At 65.2% G+C, this 24,357-nt stretch carries 21 protein-coding genes, 1 tRNA gene and 2 pseudogenes; 13 read left to right on the top strand and 11 right to left on the bottom strand.

Features of this window, described 5'->3' with window-relative positions; translation table 11 throughout:
* The first annotated feature begins 104 nt into the window (after positions 1 to 104).
* Genes THSYN_RS07925 through THSYN_RS07910 form a run of 4 tightly spaced genes read left to right on the top strand, consistent with a single transcriptional unit; the run spans position 105 to position 4,106 of the window.
* A complete protein-coding gene (locus THSYN_RS07925; RefSeq protein WP_236848822.1) occupies positions 105 to 1,214 on the top strand; it encodes an extracellular solute-binding protein in 1,110 nt (369 codons plus the stop codon).
* Between the two features lie 22 nt (positions 1,215 to 1,236).
* Entirely contained in the window at positions 1,237 to 2,373 is a 1,137-nt protein-coding gene (locus tag THSYN_RS07920; protein ID WP_100918653.1) for an ABC transporter ATP-binding protein, read from the top strand.
* Between the two features lie 9 nt (positions 2,374 to 2,382).
* The gene (locus THSYN_RS07915) at positions 2,383 to 3,303 is read left to right on the top strand and encodes an ABC transporter permease subunit (protein ID WP_100918652.1); all 921 of its coding nucleotides are present in this window, start codon (positions 2,383 to 2,385) and stop codon (positions 3,301 to 3,303) included.
* A complete protein-coding gene (locus THSYN_RS07910) occupies positions 3,300 to 4,106 on the top strand; it encodes an ABC transporter permease subunit (protein ID WP_100918651.1) in 807 nt (268 codons plus the stop codon). Before THSYN_RS07915 ends, THSYN_RS07910 begins: the two co-directional genes overlap by 4 nt.
* A gap of 349 nt (positions 4,107 to 4,455) precedes the next feature.
* Here the strand turns inward: THSYN_RS07910 and THSYN_RS07905 are convergent.
* The 4 genes from THSYN_RS07905 to THSYN_RS07890 all read right to left on the bottom strand — a co-directional run bounded on the left by THSYN_RS07905 (position 4,456) and on the right by THSYN_RS07890 (position 7,967).
* A tRNA-Met gene (locus THSYN_RS07905) sits at positions 4,456 to 4,532 on the bottom strand.
* 328 nt (positions 4,533 to 4,860) lie between these two features.
* On the bottom strand, positions 4,861 to 5,169 hold the full coding sequence (locus THSYN_RS35755) for a CCDC90 family protein (protein ID WP_100918650.1): 309 nt from the start codon (positions 5,167 to 5,169) through the stop codon (positions 4,861 to 4,863).
* Positions 5,170 to 5,179: 10 nt separating this feature from the next.
* Positions 5,180 to 6,271, bottom strand: a complete 1,092-nt coding sequence (gene ychF, locus THSYN_RS07895; protein WP_100918649.1) for a redox-regulated ATPase YchF — start codon at positions 6,269 to 6,271, stop codon at positions 5,180 to 5,182.
* Between the two features lie 184 nt (positions 6,272 to 6,455).
* Positions 6,456 to 7,967 (bottom strand): mannose-1-phosphate guanylyltransferase/mannose-6-phosphate isomerase, encoded by a 1,512-nt coding sequence (locus THSYN_RS07890; RefSeq protein WP_100918648.1) that lies wholly within the window; start codon positions 7,965 to 7,967, stop codon positions 6,456 to 6,458.
* Between the two features lie 242 nt (positions 7,968 to 8,209).
* Between THSYN_RS07890 and THSYN_RS07885 the strand changes: the two genes are divergently transcribed.
* Together THSYN_RS07885 and THSYN_RS07880 are read left to right on the top strand one after the other, a co-directional pair.
* A complete protein-coding gene (locus tag THSYN_RS07885) occupies positions 8,210 to 8,830 on the top strand; it encodes an Hpt domain-containing protein (RefSeq protein ID WP_100918647.1) in 621 nt (206 codons plus the stop codon).
* On the top strand, positions 8,830 to 9,327 hold the full coding sequence (locus THSYN_RS07880) for a GGDEF domain-containing protein (RefSeq protein ID WP_100918646.1): 498 nt from the start codon (positions 8,830 to 8,832) through the stop codon (positions 9,325 to 9,327). Before THSYN_RS07885 ends, THSYN_RS07880 begins: the two co-directional genes overlap by 1 nt.
* A gap of 395 nt (positions 9,328 to 9,722) precedes the next feature.
* On the opposite strand, the gene THSYN_RS07875 is transcribed toward THSYN_RS07880, so the two are convergent.
* Positions 9,723 to 12,239 carry a glycogen/starch/alpha-glucan phosphorylase gene (locus THSYN_RS07875; protein ID WP_172965248.1) on the bottom strand — a complete coding sequence of 839 codons (2,517 nt, stop codon included), beginning with the start codon at positions 12,237 to 12,239 and terminating at the stop codon, positions 9,723 to 9,725.
* 196 nt (positions 12,240 to 12,435) lie between these two features.
* On the opposite strand from THSYN_RS07875, the gene gatB (THSYN_RS07870) reads away from it, so the two are divergent.
* From gatB (THSYN_RS07870) to THSYN_RS36960, 5 genes and pseudogenes are all read left to right on the top strand, one after another.
* A complete protein-coding gene (gene gatB, locus THSYN_RS07870) occupies positions 12,436 to 13,869 on the top strand; it encodes an Asp-tRNA(Asn)/Glu-tRNA(Gln) amidotransferase subunit GatB (protein WP_100918645.1) in 1,434 nt (477 codons plus the stop codon).
* A gap of 156 nt (positions 13,870 to 14,025) precedes the next feature.
* Positions 14,026 to 14,406 (top strand): hypothetical protein, encoded by a 381-nt coding sequence (locus THSYN_RS35750; RefSeq protein ID WP_236848821.1) that lies wholly within the window; start codon positions 14,026 to 14,028, stop codon positions 14,404 to 14,406.
* 1 nt (position 14,407) lies between these two features.
* On the top strand, positions 14,408 to 14,692 hold the full coding sequence (locus tag THSYN_RS35745) for a hypothetical protein (protein ID WP_236848820.1): 285 nt from the start codon (positions 14,408 to 14,410) through the stop codon (positions 14,690 to 14,692).
* 212 nt (positions 14,693 to 14,904) lie between these two features.
* A pseudogene (gene gatB, locus THSYN_RS07860) lies at positions 14,905 to 15,091 on the top strand (Asp-tRNA(Asn)/Glu-tRNA(Gln) amidotransferase subunit GatB); the annotation flags it as partial.
* Positions 15,092 to 15,396: 305 nt separating this feature from the next.
* Positions 15,397 to 15,447: pseudogene (locus THSYN_RS36960) on the top strand (type II toxin-antitoxin system VapB family antitoxin); the annotation flags it as partial.
* Between the two features lie 159 nt (positions 15,448 to 15,606).
* Here the strand turns inward: THSYN_RS36960 and THSYN_RS07850 are convergent.
* The 3 genes from THSYN_RS07850 to THSYN_RS07840 all read right to left on the bottom strand — a co-directional run bounded on the left by THSYN_RS07850 (position 15,607) and on the right by THSYN_RS07840 (position 16,702).
* Positions 15,607 to 15,795: a DUF433 domain-containing protein gene (locus THSYN_RS07850; RefSeq protein ID WP_236848819.1), complete on the bottom strand. Its 189-nt coding sequence runs from the start codon at positions 15,793 to 15,795 to the stop codon at positions 15,607 to 15,609.
* A gap of 84 nt (positions 15,796 to 15,879) precedes the next feature.
* The gene (locus THSYN_RS07845; protein WP_100918643.1) at positions 15,880 to 16,518 is read right to left on the bottom strand and encodes a type II toxin-antitoxin system PemK/MazF family toxin; all 639 of its coding nucleotides are present in this window, start codon (positions 16,516 to 16,518) and stop codon (positions 15,880 to 15,882) included.
* Positions 16,508 to 16,702 (bottom strand): DUF2281 domain-containing protein, encoded by a 195-nt coding sequence (locus THSYN_RS07840; protein ID WP_100918642.1) that lies wholly within the window; start codon positions 16,700 to 16,702, stop codon positions 16,508 to 16,510. Before THSYN_RS07840 ends, THSYN_RS07845 begins: the two co-directional genes overlap by 11 nt.
* 489 nt (positions 16,703 to 17,191) lie before the next feature.
* Between THSYN_RS07840 and THSYN_RS07835 the strand changes: the two genes are divergently transcribed.
* Complete coding sequence (locus THSYN_RS07835) at positions 17,192 to 18,868, top strand: DUF6399 domain-containing protein (RefSeq protein WP_100918590.1); 1,677 nt, start codon at positions 17,192 to 17,194, stop codon at positions 18,866 to 18,868.
* Positions 18,869 to 19,078: 210 nt separating this feature from the next.
* The gene (locus THSYN_RS35225) at positions 19,079 to 19,225 is read left to right on the top strand and encodes a hypothetical protein (RefSeq protein ID WP_216644710.1); all 147 of its coding nucleotides are present in this window, start codon (positions 19,079 to 19,081) and stop codon (positions 19,223 to 19,225) included.
* An 89-nt stretch (positions 19,226 to 19,314) separates the two neighbouring features.
* Here the strand turns inward: THSYN_RS35225 and THSYN_RS33535 are convergent, their stop codons facing one another.
* The 3 genes from THSYN_RS33535 to THSYN_RS07825 form a co-directional block, all read right to left on the bottom strand.
* The gene (locus tag THSYN_RS33535; protein ID WP_157817521.1) at positions 19,315 to 20,355 is read right to left on the bottom strand and encodes a phospholipase D-like domain-containing protein; all 1,041 of its coding nucleotides are present in this window, start codon (positions 20,353 to 20,355) and stop codon (positions 19,315 to 19,317) included.
* Between the two features lie 399 nt (positions 20,356 to 20,754).
* The gene (locus THSYN_RS07830) at positions 20,755 to 23,598 is read right to left on the bottom strand and encodes a TIGR02452 family protein (protein ID WP_100918641.1); all 2,844 of its coding nucleotides are present in this window, start codon (positions 23,596 to 23,598) and stop codon (positions 20,755 to 20,757) included.
* Positions 23,599 to 23,684: 86 nt separating this feature from the next.
* A complete protein-coding gene (locus tag THSYN_RS07825; RefSeq protein ID WP_100918640.1) occupies positions 23,685 to 24,221 on the bottom strand; it encodes a MerR family transcriptional regulator in 537 nt (178 codons plus the stop codon).
* Between the last annotated feature and the right edge of the window lie 136 nt (positions 24,222 to 24,357).

The raw sequence follows: 24,357 nt of genomic DNA, 5'->3' as shown, positions 1-24,357 counted from the left end.
CAGTAGCATCGCCCCCGGTGCGCACCGGCCCGCGGGGCCGGCGACGGTCCCCGCCGCGCGCACCATGTGAGAGCCGTTCAACCCCTCGCCTTGGGAGACTCCCGGTGCCAAAGCTCAACACCCTGCGCCTTACCCTGACTGCCGTTTGTGCCGGTATGCTGTCCGTGCTCAGCCCCGTCCAGGCCGAGGAGACGGTGCACCTGTACAACTGGAACGACTATTTCGCGCCGAACACCCTGCAGGAGTTCCAGAAGCAGACCGGCATCCGCCCGGTCTTGGACCTCTATGACACCAATGATGTCCTGGAGGCCAAGTTGTTCGCCGGCAAGAGCGGCTATGACGTGGTCTTCCCCACCTCGCGGCCCTTCGGCGCCCGCCAGATCCAGGCCGGGCTCTACCAGCCCCTGGACAAGGCGAAGCTCACCGGTCTGGACAAAATGGACCCGGCGGTGATGGCGAGCCTCAAGGAACTGGACCCGGACAACGCCCATCTGGTGCCCTATCTGCTGGGCACCACGGGGCTCGGCATCAACACGGCGAAGGTCAAGGAGGCGCTGGGCGAGGGCGCCGCCACCGATACCTGGGCCATCCTCTTCGACCCGGCGCAGGCCGCGAAGCTCAAGGGCTGCGGTATCAGCATGTTGGACGACGCGACCGAGGCCTTCGCCGCGGCCCTGGCCTACCTGGGCAAGGACCCCAACAGCCGCTCCGAGGCGGACCTGGCGGCGGCGGAGAAGCTGCTCAAGGAGGCGCGCAAGAACATCCGCTACTTCCACTCGTCGCAATATATCGGCGACCTGGCGAACGGCGACCTCTGTGTCGCCCACGGCTACTCCGGCGACATCCTCCAGGCCAGGAGCCGTGCGGCCGAGGCCAACAAGGGCGTGACGGTCGGCTTCAACATCCCCAAGGAGGGCGCCGTGCTCGCGACCGACGTGATGGCCATCCCCAAGGACGCCCCCAATCCGGCCGCCGCCAATGCCTTTATCGCCTTCATCCTGCAACCGGCCGTGATCGCCGAGATCACCGACAATGTGAAATATGCCAATGCCAATACCGCGGCGACCCCTTTGGTCACCGAGAGTGTGCGCACCGACCCCGGCATCTATCCCGCGGCGGCGGTCAAGGAGAAGCTGATCGTGCTCAAGACCCCCAAAGACAAGGAGCAGCGCAATCTCAATCGCCTGTGGACCCGTATCAAGACCGGCCGCTGAGCGCAAGGAACCAGGAAGCAGCATGACCAACCCCGCGGAACGGCGCCGACTGGAGCCCTGGCAGGACCCCAAGGCGGCGCCCTATGTGCGTATCGACCACGTCACCAAGCAGTTCGATGACGTCTACGCGGTCGATGATGTGTCGCTGGACATCTTCCAGGGCGAGTTCTTCTCGCTCCTGGGGAGTTCCGGATGCGGCAAGTCCACCTTGCTGCGCATGCTCGCGGGGTTGGAGCGCCCCACCAAGGGGCGCATCTGGATCGATGGGACGGATGTCACCGACATCCCGGCCTATTCCCGCCCGGTCAATATGATGTTCCAGTCCTACGCCCTGTTCCCCCACATGACGGTGGAGCAGAACGTGGAATTCGGCCTCAAACAGGACCAGATGCCGCGCAAGGAACGCGCGGAGCGGGTGGGTGAGATGCTCGCCCTCTTGCAGATCTCGGAGCTGCGCAAGCGCAAACCGGACCAACTCTCCGGCGGTCAGCGCCAGCGCGCCGCCTTGGCGCGCACGCTCGCCAAACACCCCAAGCTGCTGTTGCTCGACGAACCGCTGGGGGCGCTCGACAAGCGCCTGCGCGAGAGTGCCCAATTCGAGCTGGTCAACCTCCAGGAGCGCCTCGGTATCACCTTCGTGACCGTGACCCACGATCAGGAAGAGGCGATGACCATGTCCACCCGCATCGCCGTGATGAACGCCGGCCAGATCCTGCAGGTGGATACCCCGACGACGATCTATGAATACCCCGAGTACCGCTTCGTCGCCGACTTCATCGGCCTGGTGAATCTGTTCGACGGCCGGGTGGCGGAGACGCAGGACGACCAGGTGCTGGTGGAGACCACGCTGGGGCGGCGGCTGCACATGCGCTGCTCGCACCCGCACGCCGTCGGCACCCCGGTCACGGTGGCGATCCGCCCCGAGAAGCTCCGGATCTGTCAGAATTACCATGAGAACGGGGTCAATCAGGTCAAGGGGATCGTCGAGGACATCGCCTACCTGGGCGACGTGTCGATCTACCGGGTGCGGGTCAGCCCCGAACTGCTGGTCGAGATGACCCTGACCAACATCGCGCCCCGCACCGAGCAGGCCCTGACCTGGGGGCAAGAGGTGGCGATGGAATGGTCACCGACCAGCGGCGTGGTCCTGACGGAATAGGCGATAACCATGAAGGCACTCCTCGCCAAGCTCCACCTGCGCGACCGGCACCTGTCGCGCGTCCTGAATATCGGCACTCCCTATCTGTGGCTGGGGCTCTTCTTCCTGCTGCCCTTCGCCATCGTCCTGCATATCAGCCTGGCGGAGACCGCGCTGGCCCAGCCGCCCTATACCAGCCTGTGGCAATGGGTGGACGATGGGATCCTGCAGGTCCGGCTGAATCTGCCGAACTTCATCACCGTCTTCACTGACGAGCTGTACCTGGCGGCCTTCCTCAATTCGCTCTGGGTGGCACTGGTCTGCACCGTCTTATGCCTGCTGATCGGCTACCCCATGGCCTATGCCATCGCCACCGCACCGGAGCGACACCGCATCGTTCTGTTGATGCTGATCATCCTGCCGTTCTGGACCTCCTTCCTGATCCGGGTCTATGCCTGGATCGGCATCCTGGGGCCCAGCGGGCTGCTCAACAACTTTCTGATTTGGCTCGGGCTCATCGATACCCCGCTGACCATTCTGCATACCCAGACCGCGATCTATATCGGGGTGGTCTATTCCTATCTGCCGTTCATGATCCTGCCGCTGTATGCCAACCTGACCCGGCTCGACTTCAGCCTGCTGGAGGCGGCGGCGGACCTGGGGTGCCGCCCGTTCAAGGCCTTCCTCAAGGTCACGCTGCCGTTGTCGCTGCCCGGCATCGTCGCCGGTTCCATGCTGGTCTTCATCCCGGTCGTGGGTGAGTTCGTGATCCCCGACCTGCTGGGCGGCCCCGACAGCCTCATGATCGGCAAGGTGCTCTGGACCGAGTTCTTCAGCAATAAGGATTGGCCGCTCGCCGCGGCGCTTGCCATCTGTCTGCTTGGGCTGCTGGTGGTGCCCTTCGTGCTGATGCAGCGCCTGGAAAGCCGGATCGGGGGGGACGAACTATGAACCGCGGACGCTGGAAGCTCTATGCCTTCTTGGGCCTCGGCTTCGCCTTTCTGTATGTGCCGATCCTGCTGCTCATCATCTATTCGTTCAACGAATCGCGGCTGGTCACCGTGTGGTCGGGATTCTCGACCAAGTGGTACGGGGAACTGATGCAGAACCGGCAACTGCTCGACGCCGCCTGGCTCAGCGTGCGGATCGCCGCCACCAACGCCTGCTTTGCGGTCGTCTTCGGCACCTTGGCGGCCAACGCCTTGGTGCGCCACGGCAAATTCCGCGGGCGGGCCGGGTTTCAACTGCTGCTGACGGCGCCGCTCGTCATGCCCGAGGTCATCACCGGACTGTCGCTGCTGCTGCTCTTCGTGACCATGGAGGAGACCATCGGCTGGCCCGACGGGCGCGGCTTCACCACCATCACCATCGCCCACATCACCTTCAGCATGGCCTATGTGGCCGTCGTGGTGCGCTCACGCCTGTCGCAAATGGACCGCTCACTGGAAGAGGCGGCCATGGACCTGGGCGCCCGCCCGCTGCGGGTCTATATGAGCATTACGCTGCCCCTGATCGCCCCGGCCCTGCTGTCCGGCTGGCTGCTCGCCTTCACGCTGTCACTGGATGATCTCGTGATTTCCAGCTTCGTCGCCGGCCCCGGCGCCACCACGCTGCCCATGGTGGTCTATTCCAGCGTGCGCATGGGGGTTTCGCCGCAGATCAATGCCCTGGCATCGATCGTCGTGCTGATCGTCTCCGCGGCGGTCCTGATCGCCGGATTCTCCATGCGGCAAAGGCCGGCGGCCAAGGACTGAGGGGCCAGGTCATGGTTCGTTTCCACGCGCCGCGTCACTGCCCTTAAGTTAAGGCGTACTCGCCGACCGCGTCGCCTCTGCCTGGAGTCCAAGGCTTCAGCCTTGGCACGCTCCAAGGCTGAAGCCTTGGACTCCAGTTGGTTAGCGCGCGCCATAACCCGAGATTTCGGTACCATCAGTCGGGTTACGCTGTGCCAACCCGACCTACGCCGATTAATTTGACAGTCTCAGGAGCGTGGGAACGAGACGACACCAAGACGATACGGCTGACGCGACCGACGGGGCCGCGCTGAGGATCGCCGCAGGAACCGCGGCGGCGCGGGAGAAACAAGTGAAAAAAGGGGGGAGTTGGTGGCGATGCCAGGATTCGAACCGGGGACATCCACATTATGAGTGTGGCGCTCTAACCAACTGAGCTACATCGCCAAGAAATTAGTGCAGCTGCGCAGGATCGCGCGCTGACTAGCGCAACAACCTGATTTTAATAACAGAGCTATGGCATCAGGAATGCATCGCTCAAACCAGCTTTCGGCTACTTAAGCCAAGATAGCCAAGAGCCCAGCATTCTAGCGGCACCGGCACCGGTCGTCAACCTCGACAGCCTGAACGGGCACGCCCTGGTGGCGCACCAAATCATTCCAGTCGTTCGCCATGGAGCCCACCGTCGAGCACAATCCGTCAAAACGGGGGCTGGGTCAGGGCGGTGAAGGTGTTGCTCGTGCGGGAGCTACCCTACTAGACCCGACCGAACCTGCTAAACCAGCCTTGCCACCTTGAGCAACACGCCGATGATGATGCTCGTTTGCAATATCCCGGCGCCAATGACCCAGCGCGTCAGTTCGGCTTTGCTTTCGGCAATATCGCGCTTCAATTCCAGTCGCAGGACCTCGATGGAGTGCTGGAGGTGGTTCTCATGTTGAGCAACTTCAGCCTTGGTTGCCGGGTCCGCTTCGCACTGGGCCGCCTTGAAGGCCTCGGCGATGGCCTCCGCCTGGTTCTCCGGAATGCCGGAATCCTTGATGGTGCGGATAAACTTGTGGGTGTCGAATGGGATGGCGGTCATGCTGAACGGTCTAGACGTTGAAGCGGAAGTGGATGATATCGCCGTCCTTCACCACATACTCCTTGCCCTCGGAACGCAGTTTGCCGGCCTCCTTTGCCCCCTGCTCACCCTTGCAGGCAACGAAGTCGGCGTAGGCGATGACCTCGGCACGGATGAAGCCGCGCTCGAAGTCGGAGTGGATGACCCCGGCCGCCTGGGGCGCCCGCGAGCGGGCGGGAATGGTCCAGGCGCGGACCTCCTTGGGCCCGGCGGTGAAATAGGTCTCCAGCCCCAGCAGTTCGTAGCCGGCCCGCACCACCCGGTTCAGGCCCGGCTCGTCCAGCCCCAGTTCGGCCAGGAACTCGCCGCGCTCCTCATCGGGCAGTTCCACGATCTCGGCCTCGATGGCGGCGCACACCGGGACCACCAGGGCGCCCTCCGCGCGCGCGTGCTCGCGCACGGCGTCCAGCAGGGGGTTGGCGGTGAAGCCGTCCTCGGCGACGTTGGCGATGTACATGGCGGGCTTGTTGGTCAGCAGGAAGAGGTCGCGCAGTTCGGCGCGCTCCTCGTCGCTGAGATCCAGGGTGCGCACCGGCCGCGCCTGGTCGAGCTGCACGCGCACCCGCTCCAGCAGGTCGCGGCGCACCGCGGCCTTCTTGTCCCCGACCTTGGCGGCGCGGCCGGCACGGTCCAGGGCCTTCTCCACCGATTCGAGGTCCGCCAGGGCCAGTTCGGTGTCGATGATCTCGATGTCGCGCAGGGGGTCGACGCCGCCGGAGACGTGGATCACGTCGTCGTTCTCGAAGCAGCGCACGACATGCGCGATGGCGTCGGTCTCGCGGATGTTGGCGAGGAACTTGTTGCCCAGTCCCTCACCCTTGGAGGCGCCGGCCACCAGTCCGGCAATGTCCACGAACTGCATGGTCGTCGGGAGAATGGCCTGGGGCTTGGCGATGGCGGCGATGACGTCGAGCCGCGGGTCGGGCAGCAGGACGACCCCCACGTTGGGGTCGATGGTGCAGAAGGGGTAGTTCGCGGCCGCGATGGCGGCCCTGGTCAGGGCATTGAACAGCGTGGACTTGCCCACGTTGGGCAGACCTACGATCCCGCATTTGAATCCCATGGTGAGGTCCCGGACGGCAAAACCGTTAATCTTAGTCCGCAAATGAACACAAATAAACGCAAATAAATCACTTATCGCGAGAAACCCGCGGCAACCCACGCGAGGAGATCAAGCCGACGCTGGCAGAATCGGACTATTTGCGTTCATTTGCGTTCATTTGCGGACAAAATCTGTGCCCCGCGGCTCAACCGTCCTTGCTGCCCCGCGCGTAGACATCCTCGAAGCGGACGATGTCGTCCTCGCCCAGGTAGCTGCCGGACTGGACCTCGATGATCTCCAGCGGGATGGTCCCCGGGTTCTCCAGCCGGTGGGCACTGCCGACCGGGATGTAGGTCGACTGGTTCTCGGTGATCAGGAAGGACTTGTCGTCACAGGTCACGCGGGCGGTGCCGGAGACCACGACCCAGTGCTCGGCCCGATGGTGGTGCATCTGCAGCGACAGGGACTCACCGGGCTTCACGGACAGGCGTTTGACCTGATAGCGTCCGCCATGCCCGATGGACTCATAGGCGCCCCAGGGGCGATGCACCCGCTGGTGGTGGCGGAACTCGTGGCGCCCCGCGTGTTCCAGGAATTGCGTGACGACCTTGACGTCCTGGGCGCGGTCCTTTTTCACCACCAGCACCGCGTCCGGGGTCTCGACCACGATCAGGTCATCCACCCCCACCACGGCCACCATCCGATGGCGGGCGATCAGCAGGTTGTTGTTGGCGTCATGGACGAAGGCGTCGCCGTCGAGCACGTTGCCGGCGGCGTCCTGGGCCCGGACCTCCCACAGGGCGGACCAGGCACCCACGTCGGACCAGCCGGCGTCCAGGGGGATGACGATGGTCGCCGGCGCCTCGCGGCGGGCCTCGCCGGCGATGTGCTCCATCACCGCATAGTCGATCGAGTCGCTGGGGCAGGCGGCGAAGGCGGCGGCATCGAGGCCGAAGAACTGCCCGGCCTCGCGCCCAGCCGTAAAGGCGTGGGTCGCGGCCTGGGCGATGTCGGGGCGCAGGCGCTCGATCAGGCTCAGCCACAGGGACGCCTTGAGGACAAAGATGCCGCTGTTCCACAGGTACCGGCCATCGGCGAGATAGCCCTGGGCCGTCTCCAGATCGGGCTTCTCGACGAAGGCGCTGAGTCGGTAGGCGTGACCGGCCAGGCCCTCGAGCGGACTCTCACCCCGGGCCTCGCCGACATAGGGCTCGCCTTGCCGGATGTACCCGTAGCCCACCTCGGGCTTGCTGGGGACTATCCCAAAGGTCACCACCGCGCCCTGCTCGGCCAGGGTGACGCCGTCGGCGACGGCGGCGCGAAAGGCCGGTTCGTCGCGGATCATATGGTCCGCCGGCATGACCAGCAGGACCGGGTCCAGGCCGCCCCGGAGTGCCGCCAGGGCCGCGACAGTGAGCGCCGGGGCAGTGTTGCGGCCCTTGGGCTCCAGGATGATGGCGCCCGGGTGGCGCCCCAGGACGCGGAACTGCTCGGCGACCAGAAACCGGTGGGCCTCGTTGCACACCACCAGCGGCTCGAGCAGGCCGATGGCATGGCGTGGGTGCTCCTGGTCCAGTCCGTCCAGACGCCGGACCGTCTCCTGGAGCATGGTGTGCTCGCTGGTCAGGGGCAGGAATTGCTTCGGATAGGCCTCCCGCGACAGGGGCCACAGGCGGGTGCCGGAACCGCCGGAGAGGATGACGGGTTGCAGGAGCATGGTCGCGATCTTCCTGGGCGGGTGCCCGCGGGACTGGGCCGCTGATTACAGCAACCGCGACCGCGCCGCGTCAACCTCTGGTAGGATCTTAGCCCCGTGAGGATAATTGCCGCTTGCGCGCGCCGCCGGGGTGATCGGCCGCTTCCGAAAACCGGCCAACCGCCGCGGCGGCAGGCCCCGCCAGGCCGCCCGGCCACACCCGCCGGCCCACCCGACCCGTCACACAAGAGGTACCCGCACCGATGGACTTATCCCCAGGCGATCAACCCCCGTCCATCCCCGGGATCGACAGCGCTGAACTCTTGGAGCGCGTCGGCGAAGACCTGGACCTGTTCTGGGAGGTCCTAAGCGAGTTCAGCGACTCCTACCGCGACACCCCGACCCAGCTCGCCGCGGCCCTGGACCAGGACCCCGCCGCCGCCCGGCAGTTGGCCCACACCCTAAAAGGGGTCCTGGGTAACCTGGCGGCCACCGAACTGTTCGTGGCCTGCGCCGCGCTGCACGAGGCGATCCGCGAGAACCACCCGGAACGTTACCCGGCTCTGCTCGCGACCCTGACCCAGGGGATCCCGGCCCTGTGCGATGCCATCGCCGGGGCCCGCACGGCCACGGCGCCGGACGCGCCCGACCCCGCGGCCGGCGTGGATCAAGGCTGGCTGGAGGAACGCTACGCGGCGCTGCGGCTCGCCCTGGAGGGACACCGCGCGCGCGACTGCAAGACCCTGGCCGAGGAGTTGGCCGCCGCTGGCCTCCCCGCCGCGGACCGCCCCTTCTTCGATGAACTGCATGGCCTGATCCGCACCTATCGCTTCAAGGAGGCCCAGACCCTGCTCGAACACTACCTTGCTCAAAAGACAGCTTGATGCTTGACCCCAGACCCAAGGTCCTGGTGGTCGAAGACAACAGGACCAACGTCGGCATCCTCGTGGGCCTGCTCAACGAGGCGCGCGCCCGCGCCCTGCCCCTGGCAGCCATGATGCTCGACATCGATCACTTCAAGCGCGTCAATGACCAGTACGGTCACGCCCGCGGCGACGAGGTCCTGAGACGGGTAGCGGACGCCCTGCGCGACCAGACCGACGGCCGCGACCTGTGCGCGCGGGTCGGCGGCGAGGAATTCGCCCTGTTGCTCGCCGTGGCCGACGACAGCCAGGCCGCGGCGCGGGCGGAGCGCCTGCGTCGACACCTGGCGGGCGTCGTCCTCGACACCCCGCGCGGCCCCCTGTCGGTTACCGTCAGCATCGGCGTCTCCGCCCTGACGGCCGATTGCGACAGCCTGGACACGCTGCTGGCCCAGGCCGATGACCGCCTCTACACCGCCAAACGCGGCGGGCGCAACCGGGTCTGTGCCGGCGCGTAAAGGAGCAGGGGCGTCCCGCCCCTGCGATCATCGTTGTCGTCGTCGTTGTCGTAATCGAAGAAGCGATACACTTTGGGGTGCAAGAGCATCCGGGACGCGACGATAGCCTCGATTACGACAACGACAACGCCGTTCCTAATCGCCTTTCAGTCTGCCTCTCGGACCCGGATTGGTTCTCGGGCTTGCTGCATGCGGCGGCCTTGATCGCCGTTCCGGCCACCGGAGGTCGAGGCTTTAGCCGGTCCGGCGTGCCGACACCACTGATTTCTCTTGGATATGTCAGCAACCGCCACCGGCTAAAGCCTCGACCTCCGGTTGCGGACGGACCGCTGTTGGCCGCAACGATGATCAAGGCCCTTGCGGCAATGACGCCGGGGCGGGACGCCCCGGCTCCTCTAGCGCACCGGCGCCGGCGGCACCGGCTCCATGTGCCAGATATCGCGGTTGTACTCCCCGATAGTGCGGTCGGAGGAGAAGTGCCCGCTATGGGCGGTATTGAGGATACTCATGCGCAACCAGCGCTCGCGATTGCGATAGGCCGCCGCGGCCCGTTCCTGGGCATCGACATAGGCGCGGAAATCGGCCGCCGTCATCCAGGGGTCGTAGGGGTTGCGGATGCTGTTGATGACGGCGTCGAAGATCCCGCCCTCGAACTGATTGAAGTGGGCCGCATCCAGCAGGTTCATCACCTCCAACAGCGCCGGGTCATGGGCGATGATGCTGTTGGGGTCGTAGCCGTGGCGACGGTATTCCACCTCGGCCGCGGTGAGGCCGAAGAGGAAGAAATTCTCATCGCCGACCTGTTCCCGGATCTCGATGTTGGCCCCATCCAGGGTGCCGATGGTGACGGCCCCGTTCATCATGAACTTCATGTTGCCGGTGCCGGACGCCTCCTTGCCGGCGGTGGAGATCTGCTCCGAGAGATCCGTCCCGGGGGCAATCACCTCCATCAGTGAGACCCGATAGTCGGGGATGAAGGCGACCCGCAGCTTCCCCTCGGTGGCAGGATCACGATTGACCACCGCGGCCACGTTGTTGATCAACTTGATGATCTGCTTGGCCATGTAATAGCCGGGGGCGGCCTTGCCGCCGAACAGGACGCACCGCGGGGTCCAGTTCTGCGTATCGCCGCGCTTGATGCGGTTATACAGGTGGATCACATGCAGGATGTTCAGCAGTTGGCGCTTGTACTCGTGGATACGCTTGACCTGGACGTCGAACATGGCATCCAGCGGAAAGTCCACATGGCACAGTTGCGCCACGGTCTGCGCCAGCCGCGCCTTGTTCGCCTGCTTGATGTCATGCCAGCGCGCCCGGAACGCGGCATTCTCAGCATAGGGGGCGAGCCGTTCCAGCCGGTCCAGGTCACGCACCCAGCCGTCATTGATGGTCTCGTCCAGCAGCGCCCGCAACCCGGGGTTGCACAGCGCGAGCCAGCGCCGCGGCGTGACCCCGTTGGTCTTGTTGTTGAACTTGCCGGGCCACAGTTCGTAGAAGTCCTTGAACAGCCCCTCGACCAGGAGCCGGGAGTGCAGGGCCGCGACACCGTTGACCGAGATACTGCCGACGATGGCCAGATACGCCATCCGCACCTGCTTGACATCGCCTTCTTCGATCAACGACATGCGCCGCTGGCGCTCGCTGTCGCCGGGCCAGCGGGTGGCCACCTCGGCGAGGAAGAGGGCATTGATCTTATAGATGATCTCCAGCGGCCGGGGCAGCAGTTGCTCGAACAACCACACCGGCCAGCGCTCCAGGGCCTCGGGCAGCAGGGTGTGATTGGTATAGGCCATGGTCTTGCTGGTGATGGCCCAGGCGGCCGCCCAGTCCAGCCCGTGATCGTCCATCAGTTGGCGCATCAGTTCCGCCACCGAGACGGCCGGATGGGTGTCGTTCAACTGAAAACAGTTCTTCTCCGCGAACTGCGTGAAGTCCTTGCCGTTGAGCCGGACCCATTCGCGCAGCACGTCCTTGATGCTGGCGCTCGCCAGGAAAAACTGCTGCCGCAGGCGCAGTTCCTTGCCGTTCTCGCTCGCGTCATTGGGGTAGAGCACCATGGTGATGTGCTCGGCGGCGTTCTTCTGGGCCACCGACTCCGGATAGCTGCCGGCATTGAATTCGCCCAGGTCGAACTCATCGGTCGCGGCCGCCTTCCACAGGCGCAAGGTGTTGATGGTGTTGTTCTCATACCCCGGGATCGGGATATCGTAGGGTACCGCCAGCACGTCGTGGGTATTCACCCAGCGCACCGCGGGGCGCCCGTCGTGATCCTTGTAGTGCTCGGTATGGCCGCCGAACTGGATGCGCTGGGTATACTCGGGGCGCCGCAGTTCCCAGGGATTGTCGTCGCGCATCCAATGGTCCGGCTCCTCCAACTGGGCGCCGTCCTCGATCAACTGGCGGAACATGCCGTATTCGTAGCGCAGGCCGTAGCCCTTGACCGGCAGTTGCAGGGTGGCGCAGGAGTCCAGGAAGCAGGCGGCCAGCCGGCCCAGGCCCCCGTTGCCGAGCCCGGCGTCCGGCTCGCAGGCGGCGAGTTCCTCCAGGTGCAGGCCCATCAGGCTGAGCCCCTCCTCGGTGACCGCGTCCACCCCGAGGTTGAGCAGCGCGTTGGACAGGGTGCGCCCCATCAGGAACTCCAGCGACAGATAATGGGTGCGCTTGCAGCCCGCCTCGTCGTGGGCCTGGCGGGTGCGCTTCCAGCGCTCCATCAGACGATCGCGAAGCGTGTTCGCGAGTGCCTTGTAGGTGTAGTAGGCGGAGCGACAGTCGCGGTCGCGGCCCAGGGTATGGGAGTAATAGCGGCGGAAATCCTCCGCTATCCCCTCGGTGTCCATCGCCAGGGGCGGGGTCGCGAAGAGTTGCTCGTTCGGCTCGCTGCGGCGCAGTTGGGTGTGGGCAGAGGTGGGCATCCGGTGATCCTGTGGTGGCCTGAAGACAAGGTGGAGTGGGAAAGTGGAAGCGAATTCTACAAGCAAATATTGCGCCGGGGTAAGGGGGGCCTCGGCGGCGGCCGGGCCAGCGGGGCATTTCCGGTTGCCAGGCCGCGCGACTGTGCAAGAATGGCGCGAAGTGTCCCCTCCCCCGCCCCCACAGGTAACACAGACGATGCAATGGGAAACCGTCATCGGTCTCGAGATCCACACCCAGCTCGCGACCCAGTCCAAGATCTTCTCGGGCTCGCCCACCCGCTTCGGGGCCGCGCCCAACACCCAGGCGTGCGCCGTCGACCTGGGCCTGCCCGGCGTGCTGCCGGTCCTCAACCGCGAGGCGGTGCGGCTCGCGGTGCGCTTCGCCACGGCGATCGGCGCCGAGTTGGCCCCGCGTTCGGTCTTCGCCCGCAAGAATTATTTCTATCCTGACCTGCCCAAGGGCTATCAGATCAGCCAGTACGAGTCCCCCATCGTCGGCGAGGGCCGGGTCGAGATTCAGCTTACGGACGGCACGGTGCGCGAGATCGGGGTCACCCGCGCGCACCTGGAGGAGGACGCCGGCAAATCGCTGCACGAGGACTTCCACGGCTGCACCGGCATCGATCTCAACCGCGCCGGCACCCCGCTCCTGGAGATCGTCTCCGAGCCCGACCTGCGCTGCGCGGCCGAGGCCGTGGCCTACGCCAGGAAGATCCACCAGATCGTGCGCTGGAACGGGATCAGCGACGGCAACATGCAGGAGGGGTCCTTCCGGGTGGACGCCAATGTCTCGGTGCGGCCCCTGGGTCAAACCACCCTGGGCACCCGGGCCGAGATCAAGAACATCAACTCCTTCCGCTTCCTGGAGCGGGCGATCCAGTTCGAGGTGGAGCGCCAGATCGATCTTATCACGGCCGGCGGCCGGGTCATCCAGGAGACCCGCCTCTACGACCCCGACCGGGACGAGACCCGCACCATGCGCGTCAAGGAGGAGGCCAACGACTACCGCTACTTCCCGGACCCCGACCTGCTGCCGGTCCAACTCGACGACGCCTTCATCGCGGCGGCCACCGCCGACCTGCCCGAACAGCCGGACGCCATGCGCGAGCGCTTCCAGACGGACTTCGGCCTCTCGGACTACGACGCCGACCTGCTGACCGCGGAGCGCGAACTGGCCGCCTACTTCGAGGCCGTGACCAGCGTGACCGGCGAGCCCAAGCTCGCGGCCAACTGGATCGGCGGCGAACTGACCGCCGCACTCAACAAATCCGGCCTGGAGATCGGCGCGAGCCCCGTGTCGGCGCCCCAACTGGCCGGTCTGATCCGCCGCATCCAGGACGGGACCATCTCCGGCAAGATCGCTAAACAGGTCTTTGAGGCCCTATGGACCGGCGGCGACGACGCCGACCAGGTGATCGCCGACCAGGGCCTCACCCAGATCACCGACAGCGGCGCCATCGCGTCACTGATCGACACCATTATCGCCGCCAACCCCGACCAGGTGGCCCAGTACCGCGCCGGCAAGGACAAGGTCTTCGGCTTCTTCGTCGGCCAGGTCATGAAGCAGAGCCAGGGCAAGGCCAACCCGCAGCAGGTCAATGACCTGCTCAAGCGCAAGCTCCTGCCCTGATTCGCCGTAAACGTCGCGCGGCGACGCCGTGGGAGCGGCTTCAGCCGCGACGCGACGCCGCGGTAACGTGCGGCGCCGGGGCAGTAGCGCCGTCAGCGCCGCACTGGCCCGCGGTGGCCAGTGGATATGCCGCGTCCCGCTGCTACACTTGCCCCCATGGATACCCTCACCCCCTGGCACCGCCTCTTCGGCATCGCCCTGACCGACCTCTTCACCGGCCGCCCCTGGCGGGTGGACGTCGAGAAGGAGTTGGCGCTCAAGAGCCAGCGGCTCGACATCCTCATCATCGAACGCCGGCCGGGCGCCGCGCTGGACGCCGGCCCCGCGGCGCTCGCCGACCTGCCCGACGGGCTGGAGCGGCTCGCGGCACACAATGTCCTGACCTATAAGTCGCAGCACCAGCCGCTCGACGCCTGGGCGCTGGATGAACTGATCGGCCACTTCGTGACCTACCGCAAGCTGGTCTCCATCGCGCAACCCGCACAGTCGCGGCCTGCTGGGACAGTTGTATTTCCATTACCGTATCGAGGTACCTGACATGGCATATACGATGGAGGAGTTCGAGCGCGACACCCGCCGCCTGCTGATCGCCCACGTACACGAGTTCAATCCGGACGAAATCCAGGCCATCCTGGAGCAGATCCCACCGCAGGAGCGCCTGCGCGGGCTGGACCCCGGGGAACTGCTGCGCGGGCTGGACCCGCAGGAACTGCTGCGCCGGTTCGGTCCTCAGGACCTGCTGCGCGGCCTGGACGCAGAGGAGCGGCTGCGCGGCCTGGACCCCGCGGTCGTCGAGGATTGGCTCAAACGTCGCGGGCACTGATCTCGGCATCGGTGCGCCCGCGGCGCGCAGATCTGCGGGGGCCGCGACAGCGCATGCAGCCCGTCCTATCCCGAAGATACTGTCCAGATCCACGCCCTGATAGGACAGTCCCAATGCCGAGGGCCGGGTCCAGGTCGAGGCACTCGCCGCGGCCCTGGCGGCCCGCACGGCCGTTGCCGGTGAGCGCTACCGCCTCATCGGACACACCGACACAGATCACCGACAGCGGCGCCATCGCATCACTGATCGACACCATCATCGCTGCCAACCCCGACCAGGTGGCCCAGTACCGCGCCGGCAAGGACAAGGTCTTCGGCTTCGTCGGTCATGAAGCGGAGCCAGGGCAAGGCCAACCCGCAGCAGGTCAATGATCTGCTCAAGCGTAAGCTCATGCCCTGATCCGCCCTGAACGTCGCGTAGCGACGCCGCATATCCCCGTCCTCACGCGGGCCTTGATCATTATTCCGGCCACCTCGAGGGTGCCATCCGTCGCGGCCTGGGGGCCGCTCCTACGGCGTAGGAGCGGCCCCCAGGCCGCGACGGGTTGCCGCAAGGACGTGTGGCCGGAGTTATGATCAAGGCCCTCACGCGCGTGGAACTGCAGACCATGAAGTTCAGCGGGTAAGACGACGCGAGCGAGGATTCCGCCGCCCCAAGCTCGAGGCGCATAATTGCCGACATTGAGTCTTCCGGAGACCCACGGCATGCGAACCAACATCGTGATCGATGACCGGCTCATGGAGCGTGCACAGGCGCTCTCGGGGCTCCAACCCAAGCGCGAAGCGATCGAGGAGCGGTTACGGCTTGGTTCGACTGAAGGAGCAGGAACGCATCCGCGCGGCGCGCGGCAAGTTGCCCTGGGATGGCGACCTGGATGCCATGCGGCGCGACGATGCGTGATGGTACTGGTCGACTCATCGGTCTGGAGCGATTGTCGCATAGGCCAGGGCCGCACAAATGTCCGCCCATTCGAGGCTGGGATAGAGTTCCAGGACTTTGCCTATCGTTTCGCCTGACGCCAGCAATCCGGTGACGGTGCCGACCGTTATCCTGATGCCGCGAATACAAGGCTTGCCGCCCATGACCTTGGTGTTGATCGTCATTCGCTCCAGTTCCGGAGAATTCATCTGTTTTCTCTGTCAGAGTGGCTATGGCTGCGATATCAGCATGCAACCTGACCATGGGGGCTAAATCGTGTCCGGTGAAAACGGAAAAGGACGAGAAAAATTCCTCAAGCCCGCAGCAAAGCAACGGCGGATTGTTGACTCCGGGACGGCGTGCCCACCCTGGGCTACACGCTCCGCAACCCGAACCATAGCCGTCTCCGGGTCCAGTAAGGACAGAACCTCGTTCGGCAGGAACTCGCGGGCGAAGGTGGTCTTACCCGCGCCGTTGGGGCCGACGATGATGACGATGCGTTTGTTCACCCTGTTGGCCAATCTTCTCCCGACTATCGCACCCAACCTAGGTCCCGTTGCTTGGCGCGCCGGGGCTGCATTGATCCCGACGCGTGAGCAAACCCCGCGTACCACTCGATCCACGAACATGCTGCTCGCGGACCCGAAAACCTTGTTTACCAGAACGACGTTCAAGGTAACGACCCTGTCGGTACGCACCCCACTCGCCGCGGGCAGCGCGCCGCTACTGATGTCCTGATCGCGGATGGCAATGGCGTTGCTGTGGTGCGGGCGCGAGGTCACAGCGACCGCGACGAAGTCACCGTAGCCATCCGGGTCGGCCAACACCAATACCGGCCGTCGCTTCGCGGACGACAGGTCGGTGAACGGAAACGGCACCAGGGCCAAGTCGCCGCGCCTATAGATCATTCCACACCTCATCTTCCGGGTTGTCCCAGACGGAAGCGAGCGAACCCGCTTGAGCAGCCATCAGATCCTCCCATTGCGCTCGCTCGCTCTTTTCCTTCAGGTAGCCGATGAAATCCAGCACCTCCCGCGCCTGGGTCTCGGGGAGTGTCTTGATCTGTTCGTAGGCCAACTCTGCAACAGTCATAGTTGATTCTCCGGGCTTATCTTCTGAATCTGAAGGCAAATGGCGTCACTGCTTACATGTTCACTGCCATCCAAGTTCCGCGACTGGGCAAGCACATCCTTGGATCTTCGTGCTGTCCGCGATACTCGATTTCTGCGGTGACGTACGGGAGGCCACGTCGCAATTCAATTATCATGAGTCGCTCCGAATGCCAAGCCACTGCCGCTCCAGGATGTCCAGCGTATCCCGGCTAGTGTGGAAAACGTAAAGTTCCCGTTGCGGGACTTCGCGATGAATTCGGGCCTTGATCATAAATCCGGCCAAGACCTAGCGTAGGGCTTGGTTAACCCCCACTGGAGAGCGGCAGGACCCGCGAAATTGTGTACCCTTGGAAGTGCAAACAAACCGAGGGAGAAGCACGATGTTCGAAGGTCCTGCCGGGATCGACTTTAGCGCAGACATCGGGTCGACGCCATCGGGCGTGGTCCGGCGGTCGGCCGGCGGTGGGTCGTGAAGCACCGCTCGCGCCTGGAGCGAGCCGAACAGCGCGGGGCGGCCGTGGCCCGCTTGGCGACGGGGCAGCCGCAACGCCACGTCGCCGCCGAACTGGGCGTGGCGCGCAGCACCTTGCAGGACTGGTGCAAGCCGACCCCGGTCGGCGCGGCCCCGGCGGTGTTGGCAGCCTTCGTGGCGACCCCTGAGGGCGTGCAGTGGCTGCACCAAGTGGTGGTGGCGGCGCACTTCGTCATCACGCTGCACGGCGGTGCCGGGGTGCGGATGGTGTGTGAATTCTTGAAGTTGAGTGGGTTGTCGGCGTTCGTCGGCGCGAGCTATGGCACCCACCAGGCCCTCAATGCGGCCTTGGAGGAGATGGTGGTCGCCGTGGCGCGTGAGCAACGGGCGGCGTTGGCGGTGGGCATGCCGCACCGCGCGATCACGGCGTGCGAGGATGAGACCTTTCATCCGCAGATTTTGTTGGTCATGTTGGAGCCGGTGTCGAACTTTCTGCTGCGCGAACAGTACGCCGCCGATCGCACGGCGGCCACCTGGACGCAGGCGTTGCGCGCGGGTCTGGACGGCTTGAACGTGACCGTGATCCAGGGCACCAGCGACGAGGCCACAGCGTTGCGCCGCCATATCCAGACGGATTGTGCGGCCCATCATTCCCCGGACCTGTTTCATGTGCAACAGGAGGTGTCCAAGGGCACCAGCCTACACTTGGTCCGCCACGTGAAACAGGCGGGCGCCAGCGTCGCGGCCGCCCAGACGTCGCTGGACGCTGAGCGGGCGACCGCGCAGGCCTATGACGCCCAATCCCCGCGTCCGCGCGGGCGCCCACCGGCGTTCGCGCCCCGCATTGAAGCCGCCCTGGCGGTCGTGGTGCAGGCCGAAGCCGATCAGGTACAGGCGCAAGCGCGTCAGGCCGAGGCCCGTGAACTGGTGCGTGAGTTGGGGACCCTCTATCACCCCTATGAGTTGGAGCAGGGACAGGCGCAGCCCGTGGCGCGCATCGCGCAACGCTTTGCCGACGTGTGGACGCGGCTGCAACAGCTGGCCGACGCGGCCGATCTGCCAACGCGCGCCCGTGAGCGCCTGGCCAAGGCGCAGCGCCTGACGATTCAGTTCCTTGCCACCATTACCTTTTTCTTTGCGACCGTGCAGGCCAAGGTCGAGGCGCTGAATCTGCCGCCCGCCGTGGAACTGGCGTTGCTCACGCAGCTGATTCCGGCGCTCTACCTCGAGCGCGTCGCCAATCGCAGCACGCTCGCTGAACCGCGCCACCGTCTGCACGCCCTGAGCCGGCAGTTGCTCGAACCGCTGCGCCAACGCGATCATCCGCTCCAGGCCCTCCCAGAGGCCGAGCGCGCGCGCCTCGAACAGGTGGCCGGTGACTGCGCCGACCTGTTCCAGCGCAGCAGTTCCAGCGTGGAGGGGCGCAACGGCCAACTGTCCCTACATCACCATGGCCGACATCGCCTGAGCGACCGCAAGCTCGAGGCACTGACCGCCGTACATAACTTCCACCTCCGTCGCCCCGACGGGACCACTGCCGCTGAGCGCTTCTTCGGCCGGGCCCACGAAACGCTGTTCGCGCAGGTGCTCCAGCGCATGCCGTTGCCCCCGCCGCCAGCGCGCCGACGACCGCGCCCGCCCAAGCCGCCCGCGCTCCTGCCGGTAGCGGCGTAACGGGGGTGGCCGGAACGATGATCAAGGCCTGAATTCGTGCGTAAGCGCTCAGGGCCGTCGCCGAATCGGGGAAGGCGTCAAGCACCGCCAGTTGCTCGAGAATACGCTGGTCGCCTTCCGAATGGGCCTTGACCGCCTCCAGCAAAAGCCAGTGTTGCGGATAATGGGCGCGGATTTCTTGCCATTGCATAGATGCGCTCCTTGGGGTAAATGTTGCAGCAGCCAGATCACCTGTCCATCCAGCGTCCGACGGTCCGCCGCATCGCGCTCGCGCAGGCGCGCGGGCAGTGGCATCGGCACGTCGTTGAGCAGCAGTGGCGCCATGGGCTGTCCTCGATCGATTCGGTGACAACCTGAAAATATTGGGGACGGGGCAAATGCCCCATCCCGCCTGAAGAGAAACTTTGCGGATAAGCTTCTAGGGGCATCTGCCTCTCTGCAACGAGCTAAATCGGTTGCTCATTGCCGCACATATTTTTCCAAGCCGCTATGAACTCGGAAAAACGGGGAAAGGTGCGAGAAACCTCCCAAATCTCATCAGTTGCCTCAAGAAATTCCGGGAATGCTCCCGAGCTAAGTACTTGCCGGAACGCGGCTACATGGGGAGGTATTTCAAATGGAGGCGAGCCTACACGCTTATCTGTTCGCTGTATCGCTAATACGGGATAATCTGCGCAGTCGGCCCCTTTTGGGACTATCGTATGAATGTAAAGCCAGTATGGGTTTACTCCGCGATCTGGCTGCCCATCCGCTCGCGCTCTCCATACCAATACCCAATCACCAACGGAGATTTTATCGTCGTCAGACCGGGCAAATGACAAATAGTCATGAAGGATGCTTTCCGCGCCATCTTCCCGATATTCCGGGACTATTTCCGCAATGGCCGCATGATTAAGCTGGCAATCCCCACGATACCAGCAAATATGAAACGGGCTTCTGCTCTGGGGGTCGAATGATCTAACGTCTTTTTTCACCTGTTTATTATTGTTGGCGTAATCTTCTTCAATAAGCCCTTCCGCAAGCGCCTTACCCCAATTACGCTCAAGCTGTAGTAGGGCTCGCTTCTTGGCTGCCTCATCTGGAAATTCAAGGGCTGCAGCAGATCGGTAATCAGCAATAATTCCGGCGATCTTCGTCAGATTTCCCGGACTTTCGACAGCGCATCCGATTTCGCGTAAGTCATGAACACCGCCGGCGAGACCGTGGCTGGTCAGGTTGGAGCTGGCAATAACGGCGCAATTCTTGCCGAGGTAGATTTTCGAGTGCAGGTTCGTTAAGAAATGAACCTTATCCCAACCGCAAAGTGCCGTCACAATACCGGATATCGCGCGCGGATTGCTGCCAAGCGTAGGGGAAACTATTACCTCTTGCAAAGAGTCTGCATTGACATATGTCGTCCAGTCGGCGCCGACGTAGGCGACTGCAATACAATACGGATTAGCTATTGCGATAGCCTGATGGATTTGCCGATCTGAGATTATTTTCACGTTTTCACCTGACTAAGGGCTCGGCTCAAATATTTCTGGCAAACGATAAAAACTTCGGGATGACGCAGTTCGCGCATCGCCGAGGCCGATGCTCTTCGAGGCTCTTCACATTCAAGCCGCCAGCAGCACCCGCAGATCAATCTCATCCCAAGGTATGAAGACGCGCTGGCGGCCGTCGATTTCCAGGATACCCAGATCGACCAAGGTCCCGACCGTTCAGTCATCGGTCAGCCTCCTGTCATCGGCTCAGAAATCGTGGAACAAGTCGCGGACGCTACCCCGATTATGTTCTTTTCAGGCTCGTCTGTGAACACGTTTCAGGCCAAGGCGCTGGGGACGCACTCGGGCGTTGCGTCAGGTGGTCCCCAAGCACGTCGCATTGGGATGGAACCGACCCGGTTAGGCTACACCGGCGGCGAACAGATCCCGAAACGGCGCCAGATTGCGCCGCTCCGCCGACCAGTCGGCGATGGCGAAGACCACCTGTGCAAAGGCGCCGTTGAACTCCCCGGCAAGTGCGGCATGGAAGTCGCTCGCAGTGCGGGCGGGATCGTTGCCGAAGGCGCCGCAACCCCAGGCGCCCAGGACCAGTACCGAATAGTCATAGGCCCGGGCAATGGCGAGGACGCGCCGGATGCGAACGGCCAAGAGGTCGCCCGCCAGTGGTTGGCCGATGCCGGGGGCATAAGGCGCGGCGCAGGTGAGTACGCTGAGCATCCAGGGCGTCGGCAGCGCGGTGCCATCGTCCGTCCGGAACACCGGCACTTCCGGGGAGAGGATCGCCCAGTCAGTCGAATCCGGTCGCGTCCTGGCCGCGTGGGCGGCATACATGGGATCGCCCCGCAGGGTGGCGTAGAGGGCACTGGAGCGGCACAGCACCTCCTCTTGGGCACGGGCGCCGTTCAGAAAGCCGCCACCGGGCTGGATGCCGTTGGCGAAGTTGAGCGCCAGCACCCGCTCGCCCGCGTTGGCCAGTCGTCGGGCTGCCGTGAGGGTGGTTTCGTTGGCCACCTGGACCCTGTTCTGGGTGGACCGAGCGACCGCGGGCGTCGGCAGGACGGCATCCGGCGGCAGGCTGCGTTTGGCGGCGACGGCCGCGGCCACGGCGGCACTCCAGTCCACGGGCTGTCCGGCTGCATCGGGATAGGCCCCGGCCGTGATCGCTGCCAGTGCCGACTGGCCCAGGGCGGCGGCCTGTTCGCGCGGGATCTTCACCAGCTTGCGGCAGCGCTCGGCGAGCTCCGGGCTGTCCTGGCAGGGGAGATACGCCAACTGGGGGGCAAGGTCCCGGATGCGGGCACCGGCCCCGCCCCGTCCGAGTGTTCCTGCCCGGGACTCGGCGATCTGTGCCTTTACGTCTCGTGCCGGGAGCGGCTGCTGATACCGCGGGATTTCGGACTTGATGGAATCCGCCAGGGCCAGCAGCGCGGGATTCTCCGATCCGTAGTTGCGAATGCGCTGGGCAGCGGTGCGCAGACTGTCGCACGCCCCCTCGAGATCGCCGTCGCGGTTGCGGGCGGCGGCTTCGCGCCGCGCCTGATGGGCCAGTTGCTCGCCAACCCGACGCTCGACTGCGGCTTGCCGGGGCTGACCCTTGCGCGTGGCCCAGTCAACCCAGGTCCAATGGATCTCCTCCGTGCCCAGGGGACGGTCGCCGTCGCTGACCGTCACCCGCACGGTGCAATCCGCGTTCTTATTGCCGGCCGGGAAGCGGAGGCTGACCAGCAGGTCGAGCACCTGTTCGCTGACCAGATCGCCGGTGCGGATAATCAGCGCATGATCGGACGGGGTGACCGGCCAAGGCCCCATGACAGCGACCGCGAGGTCGGCCTGCCAGGCGAGCTGCACACGGCTATCGGCATAGACCACCTCGAGGGCATCGCCCAACTCCTGGGCGATGGCGCTCGGGATGCCCGCGGCGTTGGCGATGTCGCGGACTGCGCCGCCGCCCGCGTCCGCCAGGGCACCGAGCAGTTCCTCGTTGTAGTCGTTACCGACACCAAAGGTGCTGGTGCGGATACCAAGCTGAAGTAGCTGCCCGGCGTGCTGGGCGAGTTCTGCGGGATCAACGATTCCGACATTGGCCTGGCCGTCGGTGAGTACAAAGCAGCGGCGCAGCCGTTCGTTCGTGGCCTCGCGGCCGATCAGACCGCAGGCGGTGAGCCAACCTTCGCCAAGGTTGGTGGAGCCGCGCGGGCCGACGCCGCCGAGTGCGTCGGCAGCCGCACGACGGGCCTCGGTACCTGCCGCGGTCAGGGGCAGCAGGGTGTCGATGTGGTCATCAAAAACGACCAGGGCAACCCGATCACGGGGTCCGAGTCGCTCGATGGCGGTCAACGCGGCCTCGCACGCGCGCGGCCATTTGTCACCACCCATGGACCCGGACCGGTCCAGGGCCAAGGCCAGGTCCACCGGGGCACGCTCGCCCCCCAGACGTGGTGTGCGCAGGCGCAGATGCAGATAGCGCTCGCTGTCGCCGCGCCAGCGGATCAGCCGGCGGTCGGTGTCCAATGAGAGCACCAGGCGGTTGCGGCCCGCGGGGTCCGGCGCCGCACCGCCGTCAGTGTCGGCCGGGGTCCGGAAGGCGCAGAGGTGGATGAGGCGCCCGTCCTTGACCAGGGCGCCGCCGGCGAGCCCGGCGTCGATCAGCCGCCAGTCTTCCCCTTCCCCAATGGCCGCGAAGCGCTCGACCTTGGCCGTCGCAAGGGCTGCGGCGGCTCCAGTCGGAGAGGACACCTTCATGCGGCGCGAGCGCTCTGCGATGTCGTGCCACACCGCGCTCTGGTTGCTCTCGCGGGAACCGCGCCGCCGCAGGGAGTCGCTCACGTCCGCGGCCTTGCGCGCCCGCCCAGCGCCGAAGTGGGCGCGCCGTGCGCTCCCGAACTCGGCGGACTGCGCGTGCCAGCGACCGGCCTCGACGCAGGAAACCGGGATGACGATCGTCTGGTGCGCGGGGGCCAGGATGCTGAGGTTGAGGATGCGGTTCTGTTTGGCGCCGATCAGTTCTTCGCCGTCGACCAACAACACCGGCAGGTCGCCCCGGTTGACGAAGCACAATTCCGGCACGTGCCCCACTTCGGAAACCTCCGTGACACGCGCGCCACCGTCGCCAAGTGCGTCATCCAGGAGCCGGTAGCCCGGCTTGGCCAGTCCTTCGGCCAACAGCGGGAAGAGACTGAGGTTGAGGAACTGGATGGGGTTTCCGACGACCACTCGGGACAGACTCTCGGCGATGGCGGACATGGGCGTCTCCTTCAGGTTGTCGTAGCGGCGGACGGCGACCGCTTGGGTCGGCGTCTGCCCTCGAGTTTCGGTGGCTGGATTCCTGGTCAGGGTTCCGTGCTGAACAGCCGCTGCGCCTGCTCCAGCAGGGCGTCGAGCCGGCGCTGATCGGCGCGGGCGAGCGGTCGGCGCACATGCAACTCGATATCCGGGTGCAGGGCGATGCGCTCCCAAGTGCTGCGGGGCTGCCGGCGCACCGTCGGTGGTGCAGGCGTGGCCGCGGGCTCCGGTCGCGCGGCGTTGGCGAGCGCTTCGCCATGCCGGGCAGGCTTGCCCAACACCTGACGCACATAGTCGTAGGCGGTCGCGGGAGCATCCTGCACGGCGCCCGGTTCGACCAGCGCCGCGGCCACGCCGGCATCGTCGAGGGCCTCCAACTGCGCCCGGATCGTCGCCAGGGGCTGGTGGGCCTCCTGCAGGCGCCGAATCAGCAGCAGGCGGTCGCGGTGGCCGGGGCCATAGCTCGCGGCCGGTCCCCGTCCCGCCGACGCCGGCAGCAGTTTCTCCGCCAGGTAGTAGCGGATGGTGCGCACGGGGACGCCGGTTTCGCGGCTGAGGGCGTTGATGTCGAGTGGGTCAGTCATGCACCTAACTATACATCAAACAGTGTCGCTGACAATACGTCGACACGCGAGATTTCGCTCGAGAGGGTCCTGGGGTCAAAGGGTCCTGGGGTCAGGTCTTATAAGGGTCCTGGAGGGTCCTGGGCGCACGTCAAGA

It is taken from the genome of Candidatus Thiodictyon syntrophicum (genome assembly GCF_002813775.1).
Lineage (GTDB): Bacteria > Pseudomonadota > Gammaproteobacteria > Chromatiales > Chromatiaceae > Thiodictyon > Thiodictyon syntrophicum.
Note: the sequence above shows the minus strand (reverse complement) of the source record. Positions and strands in the feature narration are given on the sequence as shown.